This is a genomic window from uncultured Frigoribacterium sp. (assembly GCF_963515265.1).
GTDB lineage: Bacteria > Actinomycetota > Actinomycetes > Actinomycetales > Microbacteriaceae > Frigoribacterium.
Window position 1 is genome coordinate 1 of the sequence record NZ_CAUPYL010000053.1, and the last position, 13,678, is coordinate 13,678.

The 13,678-nt window shown below is 72.7% G+C and carries 11 protein-coding genes; 9 read left to right on the top strand and 2 right to left on the bottom strand.

What is annotated here, in order from left to right:
- The first annotated feature begins 278 nt into the window (after nt 1-278).
- From RWM17_RS06720 to RWM17_RS06735, 4 genes are all read left to right on the top strand, one after another.
- On the top strand, nt 279-944 hold the full coding sequence (locus tag RWM17_RS06720) for a hypothetical protein (RefSeq protein ID WP_314102236.1): 666 nt from the start codon (nt 279-281) through the stop codon (nt 942-944).
- 182 nt (nt 945-1,126) lie between these two features.
- Nucleotides 1,127-2,704: an APC family permease gene (locus RWM17_RS06725; protein WP_314102237.1), complete on the top strand. Its 1,578-nt coding sequence runs from the start codon at nt 1,127-1,129 to the stop codon at nt 2,702-2,704.
- The gene (locus RWM17_RS06730) at nt 2,701-3,981 is read left to right on the top strand and encodes a saccharopine dehydrogenase C-terminal domain-containing protein (protein WP_314102238.1); all 1,281 of its coding nucleotides are present in this window, start codon (nt 2,701-2,703) and stop codon (nt 3,979-3,981) included. The genes RWM17_RS06725 and RWM17_RS06730 overlap by 4 nt, the downstream gene beginning before the upstream one ends.
- An 81-nt stretch (nt 3,982-4,062) precedes the next feature.
- Nucleotides 4,063-5,232 (top strand): AI-2E family transporter, encoded by a 1,170-nt coding sequence (locus RWM17_RS06735; RefSeq protein ID WP_314102239.1) that lies wholly within the window; start codon nt 4,063-4,065, stop codon nt 5,230-5,232.
- Nucleotides 5,233-5,266: 34 nt separating this feature from the next.
- Here the strand turns inward: RWM17_RS06735 and RWM17_RS06740 are convergent, their stop codons facing one another.
- Nucleotides 5,267-5,737 carry a hypothetical protein gene (locus RWM17_RS06740; protein WP_314102240.1) on the bottom strand — a complete coding sequence of 157 codons (471 nt, stop codon included), beginning with the start codon at nt 5,735-5,737 and terminating at the stop codon, nt 5,267-5,269.
- Nucleotides 5,738-6,169: 432 nt separating this feature from the next.
- Here RWM17_RS06740 and RWM17_RS06745 point away from each other — a divergent pair, with 432 nt between their 5' ends.
- The gene (locus tag RWM17_RS06745; protein ID WP_123546987.1) at nt 6,170-6,439 is read left to right on the top strand and encodes a GlsB/YeaQ/YmgE family stress response membrane protein; all 270 of its coding nucleotides are present in this window, start codon (nt 6,170-6,172) and stop codon (nt 6,437-6,439) included.
- A 194-nt stretch (nt 6,440-6,633) separates the two neighbouring features.
- Here RWM17_RS06745 and RWM17_RS06750 read toward each other — a convergent pair whose 3' ends face one another.
- Nucleotides 6,634-7,665: a LacI family DNA-binding transcriptional regulator gene (locus RWM17_RS06750; protein ID WP_314102242.1), complete on the bottom strand. Its 1,032-nt coding sequence runs from the start codon at nt 7,663-7,665 to the stop codon at nt 6,634-6,636.
- 161 nt (nt 7,666-7,826) lie between these two features.
- Here RWM17_RS06750 and RWM17_RS06755 point away from each other — a divergent pair, with 161 nt between their 5' ends.
- The 4 genes from RWM17_RS06755 (at nt 7,827) to RWM17_RS06770 (ending at nt 13,663) form a co-directional block, all read left to right on the top strand.
- The gene (locus RWM17_RS06755; RefSeq protein WP_314102245.1) at nt 7,827-9,113 is read left to right on the top strand and encodes an extracellular solute-binding protein; all 1,287 of its coding nucleotides are present in this window, start codon (nt 7,827-7,829) and stop codon (nt 9,111-9,113) included.
- Between the two features lie 7 nt (nt 9,114-9,120).
- Nucleotides 9,121-10,143, top strand: a complete 1,023-nt coding sequence (locus RWM17_RS06760) for a carbohydrate ABC transporter permease (protein WP_399540216.1) — start codon at nt 9,121-9,123, stop codon at nt 10,141-10,143.
- Nucleotides 10,140-11,081 carry a carbohydrate ABC transporter permease gene (locus RWM17_RS06765; protein ID WP_314102244.1) on the top strand — a complete coding sequence of 314 codons (942 nt, stop codon included), beginning with the start codon at nt 10,140-10,142 and terminating at the stop codon, nt 11,079-11,081. Before RWM17_RS06760 ends, RWM17_RS06765 begins: the two co-directional genes overlap by 4 nt.
- Nucleotides 11,082-11,215: 134 nt before the next feature.
- Nucleotides 11,216-13,663, top strand: a complete 2,448-nt coding sequence (locus RWM17_RS06770) for a glycoside hydrolase family 3 N-terminal domain-containing protein (protein WP_314102246.1) — start codon at nt 11,216-11,218, stop codon at nt 13,661-13,663.
- Nucleotides 13,664-13,678 lie beyond the last annotated feature (15 nt).

A 13,678-nucleotide genomic window follows, 5' to 3' on the forward strand; every position in this document is an offset into this window, starting at 1 on the left:
CCCCCCTCCCGTGGGCCGGGGGCCCCCCCCCTCCCCGGGGCGCCGTCCCCGCCCCCCCCCCCGGCGGGGCCCGCCGGGCCGGGCCGGGCGGGCCACCTCCGCGTCTGCGCTCCCGTCCCGCACCGTGTGCCACCGGCCCGTATCCCGTGATCCGCGCGTGATCCGGTGTCGGCGTGCCCAGGAACCCTGTCCCCGCGGGCCAGCCGGCTCCGATCACTCTCGCTCTCCGGCGTCGGCGTGACGTGCCACACGGGACGGTCTGTCGATATCGTCAGGGCATGAGCGAATCGGCGACGACTCCTGCCTCGGCCCGCGACCCCGAGCGGGGTCCGACGCGGCCGCCCGTGCCCGCCGGACTCGACCGCAGGGCGCTCGTCGTCGCGGGCGCGCTCGCCGGTCTGGGCGCCCTGGTCACGGCCGCGCGCTTCCTGATCGGCCTGGCCGCTCTCTCGACGACCTCGCTGTACGCGGTCCTGCCGGTCTTCGCCCTGGTCGCGACCCTCGCCACGTCCGTGGCGCTCTGGCTGGTCAGCGGCCGAGGGGGCATCTGCGCGACCTCGCCCGCCGGACGCGTCGCACTGCGCATCGCTGCCGTCACCCAGGTGCTCGTCGCCGTCCTCGCGTTCATCCCGGCCGTCCTCGCCGCGGGCCCGGGGACGCTCGCGGTCCTCCTCCTCACGCTCGTGTCCGTCGTCGCGGCCCTCGTGGGCGCCGTGCTGGCAGCGCGCTCCCGCGACGGCGTCCGGGGCGTGGCCGGCTGGGCCCTCGTGCCCTGGACGGTGGTGGCCCTCGTCCGCACCGTCGTGTTCTCCACCCCGGTCGGGTTCGCGCTCGGCGCCTCCTCGATCACCGCGGTCGCGTACGGCGGGCAGGTGCTGACGATCGTCACCCTGCTGTTCGTGGCGGTCGCGTGGCTGGTCGCCGGGCTGCGCACAGCTCGCTGACCTGCCCGCCGCGCACACGAAGAACCGGGTTCCGGACCACGAACCGCGACACAGCGCAGTTCACGGTTCGGAACCCGGTTCACGGGCGGTACGGCGGCGCGGCACGGCGGCCCGGGCGGCGGGCCGGGTGGTAGCGAGGAAGCCTCGTTGACACGCCCGGGCCGCGGGACTACGTTCTGGCCATGAGCGGTCCCGACGCTTCGCCCGGCCGCGTGCCGACCTCCTCCTCGCGCCCTGTCGACGCGGTCGCCGGCAAAGGCCTCGCGGCGGGCACCCTCGGCCTCTGGGGCTCGACCGTCATCGGCCTCGCGAGCACCGCTCCCGTCTACTCGCTCGTCGCGACGCTCGGCTTCGTGGTCGCCGCAGTCGGGGCGCAGGCGCCGATCGCGTTCATCGTGGCGTTCGTCCCGATGCTGTTCATCGCCTTCGCTTACCGGGAGCTGAACCGGGCCGTGCCCGACTGCGGCACGACCTTCACGTGGGTGACGAAGGCCTTCGGCCCCCGCGTCGGCTGGATGGGCGGCTGGGGCGTCGCCATCGCCGGCATCGTCGTGCTGGCGAACCTCTCGCAGATCGCCGGGCAGTACACCTGGCTGATGGTCGGCGACGGCTCCCTGGCCGAGAACGTGCCGCTGGTCACGGCGACCGGCGTCGTGTTCATCGCCCTGATGACCTGGGTCAGCTACCGCGGCCTCGAGCTGGGCGAACGCGTGCAGAACGTCCTGCTGGGCGTCCAGTACGTGGCCCTCGCGCTCTTCGTCGTCGTCGCGCTCTACAAGATCGCGACGGGCGACGCCCCGAACGCGACCCCGGTCGAGTGGAGCTGGTTCGACCCGACCGCGTTCACCGACTGGTCGGGCTTCGTCGAGGCCGTGCTGCTCGCCCTGTTCATCTACTGGGGCTGGGACGCGTGCCTCGCCCTCACCGAGGAGACCAAGGACCCCCAGCGCACCCCCGGCCGCGCCGCCGTGCTGTCGACGGCGATCCTGCTCGTCACCTACGTCGGCGTCACCGTCGTCGCGATGTCGTTCGCGGGCCTCGGCAGCACGGGCATCGGCCTCGCGAACGAGGCCAACGCCGACGACGTCTTCTTCGCGCTCAAGGACCCGGTGCTCGGCCCGCTCTCGGTCGTGCTCGTCATCTCGGTGCTCGTCTCGGCCGTCTCGTCGACACAGACGACCATCCTGCCGACGGCCCGCGGCACCCTCGCGATGGCCGTCTACGGCGCCCTGCCCGCCCGGTTCGGGCGGGTGCACCCGAGGTTCCGCACCCCGTCGTTCTCGACCTTCGTGATGGGCGTCGTCGCGATCGTCTTCTACGTCGTCATGACGCTCGTGAGCGCGAACGTGCTGCAGGACTCGATCCTGTCGCTGGGCCTCGCCATCGCCTTCTACTACGGGCTGACCGGCTACGCGTGCGTCTGGTTCTTCCGGCGCGAGCTGACGTCGTCCTGGCAGGCGTTCCTGTTCAAGGGGCTGCTGCCGCTGCTCGGCGCGCTGATGCTCACGTACGCCTTCGTGCAGTCGGTGGTCGACATGCTCGCGCCCGACTACGGCTACACGGTGCTGTTCGGCATCGGCGGCACCTTCGTGATCGGCATCGGCTCGCTGCTGCTCGGCGCCGTGCTGATGGTCGTCTGGTCGGCCTTCGCGGAGTCCCGCCCGTTCTTCCGCGGCGAGAGCCTGAACCGCGACACGGAGGTGCTCGTGCCCGACGAGCCCGAGATCTACACGCGTTCCATCGACGGAGGACTGGCATGACCCCTGAACCGACCGCCCCTGCACCCGGCAGCCCCGACGCGGCACCGACTGCACCGGCCCGGATCCTGATCGTCGGCGCGGGAGGCGTGGGCTCCGCAGCCGTCCGCATCGCCGTGCGACGCACGTTCTTCGAGCTGCTCGTCGTCGCCGACCACGACCCGGCCCGCCCGCAGGCGCTGGTCGACTCGCTGGGCGACCCGCGCCTCCTCGGCGCCTCGGTCGACGCGTCGAGCGCCGACTCGGTCACGGCCCTGATCCGCGAGCACGGCATCACGCACGTGCTGAACGCCGTCGACCCGCGCTTCGTGATGCCGATCTTCGAGGGCGCCTTCGCGGGCGGCGCGGTCTACCTCGACATGGCGATGAGCCTGTCGAGCCCGCACCCCGACGAGCCGCACGAGCTGACCGGGGTCATGCTCGGCGACGAGCAGTTCGCGCAGGAGGCGCGGTGGCGGGACGCAGGACGCCTCGCGCTCGTGGGCATGGGCGTCGAGCCCGGCATGTCCGACGTCTTCGCCCGCTGGGCCGAGGACGAGTTGTTCAGCGAGATCGACGAGCTCGGCGTCCGCGACGGGGCGAACCTGGTCGTCGAGGGCCACGACTTCGCCCCCTCGTTCTCGATCTGGACGACCATCGAGGAGTGCCTGAACCCCCCGGTCGTCTGGGAGGAGGGGCGCGGCTGGTACACCACCGCCCCGTTCAGCGAGCCCGAGGTCTTCGACTTCCCCGAGGGGATCGGCCCGGTCGAGTGCGTCAACGTCGAGCACGAGGAGGTGCTGCTGATGCCCCGCTGGACGAGCGCGAAGCGCGTCACCTTCAAGTACGGCCTCGGCCAGGAGTTCATCGACGTGCTGAGGACGCTTAACAAGCTCGGGCTCGACAGGACGGCCCCGGTCGACGTCAAGGGGGTGCAGGTCTCGCCGCGCGACGTGGTCGCGGCGGTGTTGCCCGACCCGGCGACGCTCGGCGACGTGATGTCGGGCAAGACGTGCGCGGGCGTCTGGGTGCGGGGCGCGGGCAAGGACGGCCAGCCGCGGTCGACGTACCTCTACCACGTGGCCGACAACGAGACCTCGATGCGCGAGTACGGTTCGCAGGCCGTCGTGTGGCAGACGGCGCTCGGTCCGGTCATCGCCCTCGAGCTGCTCGCCACGGGCGTCTGGTCGGGCGTCGGGATCCTCGGGCCGGAGGCGTTCCCGGCCGGGCCGTTCCTCGACCTGCTCTCCTCGCCCGAGGGGCACGACTCGCCGTGGGGGATGGTCGAGAAGCCCATCTGAGCGGCGACGCGGCGCGGCCTCGGAGCAGCTCCGGCAGCCCTCAGGCGGCCCTCCGGCTGCGGCGACCGCCAGGATGGTCGGATGGCCCTCTCGCACCGTGCCCGCTCCGTTCGCCGCTCGACTGCGCCGTCCGGTGCGTCCGGCACGTCCGACGCCTCGTCGTCCGTGCGATCGGCCGCCTCACGTGACGAGCCGTCGAGCCCCCTGCGGCGCCCCGGGGCGTTCCGCTTCGGCCTGATCGCGACCCTCGGCGGCGGGCTGGGCGTCGGCATCATCGTCGCCCTGATGGCGCTCTCGACGATCCTCGTCTACATCGGCCTCGCGTTCTTCCTCGCCCTCGCCTTCGAGCCCGTCGTGCGGCGCCTCGCCCGGGCCGGCGCGCCGCGCTGGGTCGGCGTCGTCGTCTCCGTCGTCCTCGTGCTCGGCGCGGTCGTCGGAATACTCGCCGCGGTCGTGCCCGCGCTCGTCGAGCAGGTCGGCCACGTGATCCGCACGGCGCCCGCCGCCCTGCAGGACATCTCGCGCCAGCCGTGGGTGCAGCAGGCCGTCGAGACCCTCGGCCTCGAGGTCGACGTGGACGACGCGGTCGCCGCCGTCAGCTCGTACCTGCTCGACCCCGACCGCCTGCTCGCCCTGGGGGGCGGCGTGCTCGCCGTCGGCCAGGGCATCACCAACGGCATCACCGCGGTGATCATCGTCGCGATCCTCACGATCTACTTCGCCGTGACGCTGCCGCAGATGCTCCGCTCGCTCAGCCGGGCCGTGCCGCGCAGCCACCGCGAGCGCGTGATGGACATCTCGGACGAGATCTTCCTGTCCGTCGGCCGGTACGTCGCGGGACAGGTGGCGCTCGCCGCGATCAACGCCGTCTTCGTGTTCCTCGTGCTGACGATCGCGGGCGGCCCCGTGCCGGTGCTGTTCGCGGCCCTGGCGTTCCTCGGAGCACTCATCCCCGTCGTCGGCACCGTGGTGGCGTACGCCGTCATCATCGCTGCGACCCTGAGCGTCTCGCCGGTCACCGCGATCGTCGTCGGCGTCGTGCTGCTGGTCTACGCGCAGATCGAGGCGTACGTGCTCACTCCGCGGGTGATGTCGAAGGCAGTAGCCGTGCCGGGGGCGCTGGTGATCGTCGCGGCGTTCGGCGGGGGAGCGCTCGGCGGCGTGCTCGGCGCCCTCGTCGCCATCCCGATCGCCACGGCCGGGGTCGTCGTGTTCGAGCGCGTCGTCGTGCCGCGACAGCAGAAGGTCTGAGCCCGAGGGCACAGATCGTCGGAGTACCTGCGCCTCAGGTCGACGGAGCGTCGTCGGCGTAGCCCGCGGGTCGTGCAGGGCGGGCCGGTCGGAACGCGGGCGCCGGCTGGCTGCGGTCGTCGGGGTCACGGGGCTCCGGCGGGCGGGTGCGGAGCGGAGCATCGTCGCCGGACTCCGCCGTGTGCTCCTCCTCGTCGACCGAGCTGCCGGAGGCGGCGTCCACGAAGCGCGCCCCGCCCACGGCGGCGGCGCGGCGCACGAGCTCGGCGACGAGCGCCTCGTCCTCGGGCTCGAGCTCGTCGTCGGGGGCGGTCTCGATCATCAGCTGGCTGGCCGGGCCGAGCAGCAGCTCGGCGGTCGCCGCCGACCCGTGCTCGTCGCTCGTGGGCACGTCGACGATGTCGGTCGTGCCGTTCTGCCCGAGGGCCGCGGCGTAGGCGATGACGGCCTCGGCGATCGCGTCGCTCGTCATCACGCGGTTCTCGCCGTAGACGATGTACTTCATGTGCCCCCTCGGTAGGTCTCCAGCATGCTACGCGGGGCGCGCGGGCGCTCGCGGGAGGCGCCTCCTGCGACGTCCGGGAAAGTCACCCGATCGGGGGGCGCCTCGGCTCCGAAGACATGCCCGGGTGTTCCCTAGGCACCCGGCACGGCTCGCGGTCGTGCACCTCCGGGAGCCCGAACTCCCGGCGGACGCCGAGAGCCCCGACTCTCGGCACGGGCTCCTGCGTCAAGGGCGACGCACGGGCCTGCCAGGGGGCTCGCCCGGTGCGTCGGCTGCGGACACCTCCCGTTCATGTAGCCCTCGTGCCCTCGGCGCACAAGGGGGTCTTCCTGACCAATTCCGGACAAAATGCCCGTCTGAGAGCAAGCTGGTGGTCGACCTCGGGTCGCCTGCCCCGAAGCGGCCCCTCACCTTCTTAAGAAAGGGCTCATCATGGGCTTCCTCGCCTTCATCCTCCTCGGCCTCATCGCCGGCGCCATCGCCAAGCTCATCCTCCCCGGCCGTCAGGGCGGCGGATGGCTCGCCACCCTCGTCCTCGGCGTCATCGGCGCCCTCATCGGCGGCTGGATCGGCGGCGCCGTGTTCGGCGTCGGCTACGACGGCTTCTTCTCCATCCAGAGCTGGCTCATCGCCATCGTCGGCGCCATCGTCGTCCTGCTCATCTGGGGCCTCATCACCGGTCGTCGCGGCGCCAAGCGCTGACTCGACCTGCAGCACCCGAAGGCCCCCGTCGCTCTGCGGCGGGGGCCTTCGCCGTCCCCGCTCCGTGTTCCTCTCCTCATTCAGGAAGACGGGTCCTGATCCGCGCAGCGGGGGGACTCTCTATCCTGAGTCGTGCACGATCCAGGTGAACGGGGCAGCCGGTTCCTGAGCCGTGAGGCAGGCCCGCGCGACAGCTACCCGCGCGAAGGCACCCGCACCGGCACCGGCCCCGTCGTCCCGCGGACGACGAGCTTCGTCGGCAGCTGCACCTCGGGCCGGTCGATGACCCCGCCCTCGAGCAGGGTGAAGAGCATCGTCGTGGCGACGGTGCCGAGCCGGTGCATCGGCTGCCGCACGGTCGTCAGCGCCGGCTGCTCCCGCGAGGCCTCGGGGATGTCGTCGAACCCGACGAGGCTGAGGTCGTCGGGCACGCGCAGGCCGAGCTCGTGGGCCGTGCGCAGCACGGCGATCGCCGACAGGTCGTTGGCCGCGAACACGGCGGTCGGGCGGTCGGTCGGCCCGACGTCGAGCAGCTCCCGGGCGGCGCGGCGTGCGGCGCCCATCTCGAAGTCGCCGTCGCGGGTCAGCGCGGGGTCGCGCAGGATGCCCGCCGAGCGGAGCGCGTCCGCGTAGCCGGCCTCGCGCAGCGACGCGGAGCGCAGGTCGGGCCGCCCGGCGAGGAACCCGATGCGCCGGTGCCCCAGCGAGACGAGGTGCTCGACCGCCTGCACCGCGCCTCCTCGGCTGTCGGCCTCGACGCTCGGCAGGTCGGCACGCCCCTTGTGCGGGTCGACCGCGACGACCGGCACGCTGGTGGTGGTCGTGAGGACCGACGGGGTGACGAGGATCGCCCCGTCGATGAGGGTGCCGCTGAGGCGGCTGAGCGAGCGCCGCTCCCAGCCGTCGGCGCCGCCCTGGTGCGCGCCGCTGTAGGCGAGCAGGTCGTACTCGGCGCCCAGCTGGCGCACGGCGGTGCCGACGCCCTTGAGCACCTCCGAGCTGAACGGCTCGAAGTCGGCCACGAGCACCCCGATCACCCCGGTCCGCCGGGCCCGCATGCTGCTGGCGACGAGGCTCGACTCGTAGCCGAGCGCGTCGACGACGGCCATCACCTTCGCCGTCGTCTCAGGGGAGACGCCGTAGCGGCCGTTGACCGCCTTCGAGACGGTCGCGAGCGAGACGCCCGCCGCCGCGGCGACGTCGTGGATGGTCGGACGGGCGTTCACGAGCGCGAGCCTAGCGCCGTCGAAATGGTTTTCGAAAACGTTTGACACTCCTTCGGGCATTTCTGACACTGGTCCGACGCAGCACATCGGAGCGCTGCGTCACGGGCCGACCACGGCCGCTCAACGACGAGGAACAGGTGGCAACGATGCCGAGCAAGACGATGACGACCCGGCGACTCCTGGCAGGGTCCGCAGCCCTGCTGATGGGAGCAGGGCTCCTGACCGGCTGCAGCGCAGGCGGTGGCGGAGGCGGGGCCGACGACGGCACCCTCACCCTGTGGCAGAACTCCACCACCGGCCCCGGCCAGGACTTCTGGACGCAGGCGGCGGCCGACTTCACGGAGGCCAACCCCGACGTCGCGATCGACGTCCAGACGGTCCAGAACGAGGACTTCGACAGCAAGCTGCAGACCGCCCTCAACTCGGGCGACGCCCCCGACGTGTTCCTGCAGCGCGGCGGCGGGAAGCTCCAGGCGATGGTCCAGGCCGGCCAGGTGAAGGACATCACCGACGGCATCTCGGACGACGCCCGCGCCGACATCAGCGAGGGCACCTTCGGGGCCGGCTCGATCGACGGCAAGGTGTACTCGATGCCGATCGCCGTGCTGCCCGGCGGCTTCTGGTACAGCCAGGACGTCTTCTCGGCGGCCGGGATCACGACGCCCCCCACGACGATGGACGAGCTCGACGACGCCGTCGCCGCACTGAAGGACTCGGGCACCCAGCCCGTCGCCCTCGGCGGAAAGGACGCCTGGCCCGCCGCGCACTGGTACTTCTTCTTCGCCCTGCGCGCCTGCAGCAGCGACACCCTGGAGCAGGCCGCGACCGACCGCGACTTCAGCGACCCCTGCTGGGTCGACGCGGCGCAGGACCTCGCCGACTTCCGCGACACCGAGCCCTTCAACGAGGGCTTCCTCACCACGGCCGCCCAGCAGGGCGCCGGCAGCTCGGCCGGCCTGATCGCCAACAAGCAGGCCGGCATGGAGCTGATGGGCGCGTGGGACCCGGGCGTCATCGCCTCCCTCACCCCCGACGCGAAGCCGCTGCCCGACCTCGGCTGGTTCCCCTTCCCCGCGATCGACGGCGGCGACGGCGAGCCCGGCGCGATCATGGGCGGCGTCGACGGCTACTCGTGCTCGGCCGGTGCGCCCGACTCGTGCGTCGACTTCCTGAACTACCTGGCCACCCCGGACGTGCAGGAGGCCTACTACAAGGCCTTCAACGCGCCTCCGGTGAACACGGTCGCCCAGGAGGCCGTCACCGAGCCCTACCTGCAGGAGGTGCTGGCCGCCTACAACGACGCCCCGTTCGTCTCGCAGTGGCTGGACACCGTCTACGGCCTCAACGTCGGCAACGCGATGAACGTCGCCGTGGTCGACCTGCTCTCGGGCGACGGCACGCCGCAGGAGTTCGTCGACGCCGTCGACGCGGCCGCCAAGAAGGCGTAGGCCCCTCGTGAGCCTCCGCGAACCCTCCGTGCGGCCCGCCGCACCCTCGGGGGCTCACGCCACCGCCGGGGGCGAGGCAGTCGCCTCGCCCCCGGTGGCCTCCCGGGCCGTGTCCCGGCAGGGGCGTGGTGCCCGAGGCCTCGAGATCGCGCTGCTGGTCGGCCCGGCCCTCGTGGTCTTCCTGGCCTTCGTGGTCTTCCCGATCGTGATGGCCGCCTACTACGGCTTCTTCAGCTGGCAGGGCTTCGGCCCCCCGACCGACTTCGTCGGGTTCCGCAACTACCTGACGATCTTCCAGGACGCGACGTTCCTCGACGCCCTGCGCCACAACGCCACGATCGTGGTGCTCTCGCTGGTGCTGCAGGGGCCGGTCGCGATCGGCCTGGCCCTGCTGCTGAACCGCAAGCTGCGCGGGCAGTCGCTGATCCGGGTGCTGATCTTCGTGCCCTACGTGATAAGCGAGGTCGTCGTCGGCACCGGCTGGAGCCTCATGCTCCAGGGCAGCGGAGCCGTCAACGACATGCTGGCCAAGGTCGGCCTGGGCTCGCTCGCCCAGGACTGGCTCGCCGACCCGAGCATCGCCATCTGGACGCTGCTCATGATCATCACCTGGAAGTACGTCGGCTTCGCCGTGATCCTGTTCCTCGCCGGCCTGCAGGGCGTGCCCGAGGAGCTCAGCGAGGCGGCGGCGATCGACGGCGCGAGCTGGTGGCAGATCCAGCGCCGCATCACGCTGCCGCTGCTCGGCCCGACCCTGCGAATCTGGGCGTTCCTGTCGATCATCGGCTCGCTGCAGCTGTTCGACCTCGTCTACATCATCTGGGGCCAGTACATCGCGGCCACCGCCGGCACCTCGACGATGGCGACGTACATGGTCGCCAACGGCCGCACCTCGGGCAGCTACGGCTACGGCAACGCCGTCGCCGTGGTGCTGTTCCTCATCTCGCTCGTCGTCGCCCTCGTCTACCAGCGCTTCGTGCTGCGGCGCGACACGGCCGGCGCCCTCACCACGTCAGGAGACGAGTCATGACCGCCAGCACCCTGCCTGCCCGCCCCCGCGGCGCGGCGGGCCCGGACGGCGGAGGCGCGGGCGCACCCGCGCGCACCCCCCGGTCCGCGGCCGGCCGGCCGCCCCGCAGGAGGCGCGGCATCGCCGACCCCGGGCGCGGCGTCGCGTACGTGGTCGCGGTGGTCGTCATCGTGGCGATGCTCGCCCCCGTGGCGTTCATCGTGATCGGCGGCTTCCGCACCAACGCGCAGATCACGACCGACCCCTCCGGGTTCCCGAGCCCCTGGCAGGTCGGCAACTACCTCGACGTGCTGACCGGCGGCACCTTCTGGCGGCAGGTCGGCAACTCGCTGATCTCGGCCGGGGCCACCACGATCGGCACGGTCGCCCTCGGCCTCGCCGCGAGCTACGTGCTGGCGCGCTACCGGTTCGCCGGGCGAGGGGTGCTCTACGCGCTGTTCGCCGCCGGGCTGATGTTCCCGATGACCGTCGCCATCACGCCGCTCTACCTCGTGATCCGCGACCTGGGGCTGACGAACTCGCTGGCCGGGGTGATCCTGCCGCAGATCGCCTTCGCGCTGCCGACGACGATCATCATCCTCGTGCCGTTCCTGCGGGCGATCCCCGACGAGATCGAGGAGGCCGCGTTCATCGACGGCTGCAGCCGTCTCGGCTTCTTCTTCCGCATGGTCGTGCGCCTGTCGCTGCCCGGCGTGATCACGGTCGGCATCCTCGCCTTCATCGGCGCGTGGAACTCGTACCTGCTGCCGCTGTTCATCCTCAACGACCCGTCGACGTTCACCCTGCCGCTCGGCGTGCAGGCGTTCTCGTCGCAGTACTCGGTCGACACGGCCCGGGTGCTCGCCTTCACGGCGCTGTCGATGCTGCCCGCGCTGATCTTCTTCAGCCTGTTCGAGCGCCGCATCGTCGGCGGCCTGACGGGGGCGGTGAAGGGATGACCATCGAGATGCAGCACACGACCGGACGGCACGGCGACGAGGGCCGAGCCGAGGGCCGAGCCGAGGAGGCGCGGGCCGCGACGAGCGCGACCGGTCTCGTCCTCAGCGACCGCGTCCGCCGCCTCCTCGACGACATGTCGCTCGACGAGAAGCTGGCCCAGCTGGTCGGCTGGTGGGTCGACCAGGGCGGCGGCGCCGTGGCGCCGATGCAGGGCGCGATGACCCCCAGCGACGACTACGGAGCGGCGACCGAGCACGGGCTGGGGCACCTGACCCGGGTCTACGGGACGCGACCGGTCGACCCGGTGCAGCGCGCCGCGTGGCTCTGGGAGGAGCAGCGTCGGCTCCGCGCCGAGACGCGTCTCGGCATCCCGGCGATCGTGCACGAGGAGTGCCTGACGGGCCTGGCCGCCTGGCAGGCCGCGACGTTCCCGACGCCTCTCGCGTGGGGCGCCTCCTTCGATCCCGACCTGGTCGAGCGGATGGCGGCGCTGATCGGCGGCTCCATGCGCGAGCTCGGCGTGCACCAGGGCCTCGCGCCGGTGCTCGACGTGGTCCGCGACCCGCGGTGGGGACGCGTCGACGAGTGCATCGCCGAGGACCCGTACGTCGTGGGCACCATCGGCACCGCCTACGTGCGCGGCCTCCAGTCGGCAGGGGTGCACGCCACGCTCAAGCACTTCGTCGGCTACTCGCTCTCGGACGCGGGCCGCAACCACGCCCCTGCGAACGTCGGGCCGCGCTACCTCGCCGACGTGCTGCTGCCGCCGTTCGAGATGGCCGTGCGAGACGGCGGGGTGCGCTCGGTGATGAACTCGTACGCCGAGGTCGACGGGGTGCCCGTCGGGTCGACGCCCGAGTACCTGACCGACCTGCTGCGCGGGGAGTGGGGCTTCGACGGCGTCGTCGTGTCCGACTACTTCGCCGTCGCTTTCCTCGAGGTGATGCACGCCGTCGCCGCCGACCGGGGCGAGGCCGCGGCGCTCGCCCTCGAGGCGGGGATCGACGTCGAGCTGCCCACCGGCGACGCCTACCTCGCCCCGCTCGCCGAGCGCGTGCGGGCCGGGCTGGTCGACGAGACGCTGGTCGACCTCGCGGTCGCCCGCGTGCTCGCGGAGAAGGAGGAACTCGGCCTGCTCGACGAGGCCGCCCTCGACGCCGCGGAGGCCGCGGGGCCGCCGACCGAGATCGACCTCGACAGCCCGGCGCACCGCGCGGTCGCGCGCCGCCTGGCCGACGAGTCGGTCGTGCTCCTGACGAACGACGGGGTCCTGCCGCTGGGCGGGGGCGCCGGTGCTGGTGCTGGTGCTGATGCGGCTGCCGGCCCGGCTCGTGTCGCGCTGATCGGCCCGAACGCCGACAGCACCGAGGCCCTGATGGGCTGCTACTCGTTCGTCAACCACGTGCTGGCGCACCACCCCGGGGTGCCGACGGGCATCGCCGTGCCGACGGTGGCGGAGGCGCTCCGCGAGGAGCTGCCGGGCAGCGAGCTCGTCGTCGTGGAGGGCTGCGCAGTCGAGGGCGCTCTCGATGCGGACGCCCGCTCGGGCATCGACGAGGCCGTCCGCGAGGCAGCTGCCTCCGACGTCGCCGTCGTCGTGGTCGGCGACCGCGCCGGGCTCTTCGGCCGCGGCACCGTCGGCGAGGGCAACGACGTCGAGAGCCTCGAGCTGCCGGGGCCGCAGCGCGACCTCGTGGAGGCGGTCGTCGCCTCCGGCACCCCGGTCGTGCTGGTCGTGCTCTCCGGTCGTCCCTACGCGATCGGCTGGGCCGTCTCGGGGCCGGGCGCCCCGGCTGCGGTCGTCCAGGCGTTCTTCCCGGGAGAGGAGGGCGGACCCGCGATCGCCGGCGTGCTCTCGGGCAGCGTCGTGCCGTCGGGCAGGCTGCCCGTCTCGCTGCCGCGGTCGGCGGGCGCACAGCCCTTCTCGTACCTGCATCCGCCGCTCGGCGGCCCGAGCGAGGTGACGAGCGCCGACAGCACCCCGGTGCTGCCGTTCGGCCACGGCCTCTCGTACACGACGTTCGAGCGGTCGGGGCTCGTCGTCGAGGGTGCGGGTGCGGGCTCGGGTGCGGGCTCGGATTCGGGTCGGGGCTCGGGCTCGGGCTCGGACGCGGACGCGGACGCGGACGCGGGCTCGGGCTCGGGCTCGGGCTCGGACTCGGACGCGGGCTCCGGCTTGGGCTCGGACTCGGGCTCGGGCGAGGTGCCCGCAGGAGGCGCGTTCACCGCGACCGTGACGGTGCTGAACACGGGCGGGCGGGCCGGCGCCGACGTGGTGCAGCTCTACGCGCACGACGTCGTCGCCTCGGTGACCCGTCCGGTCGCGCAGCTGCTCGGCTACGCCCGGGTCGAGCTCGAGCCGGGGCAGGAGGCGCGGGTCACGTTCCACGTGCCGACGCAGCGGCTCGCGTTCAGCGACCGCCGGATGCGCCGCGTGGTCGAGCCCGGCGCCGTCGAGCTCTGGGTCGGCGCCTCGTGCGCCGTGCGCGAGACGGAGGCGGCCCTCGCGATCACCGGACCGGTGCACCTCGTCGGGCTCGACGACGCCCGCGTGGTCGCGGTCGAGGTCGAGCTGCGCTGAGCCCGGCCTGCGGCC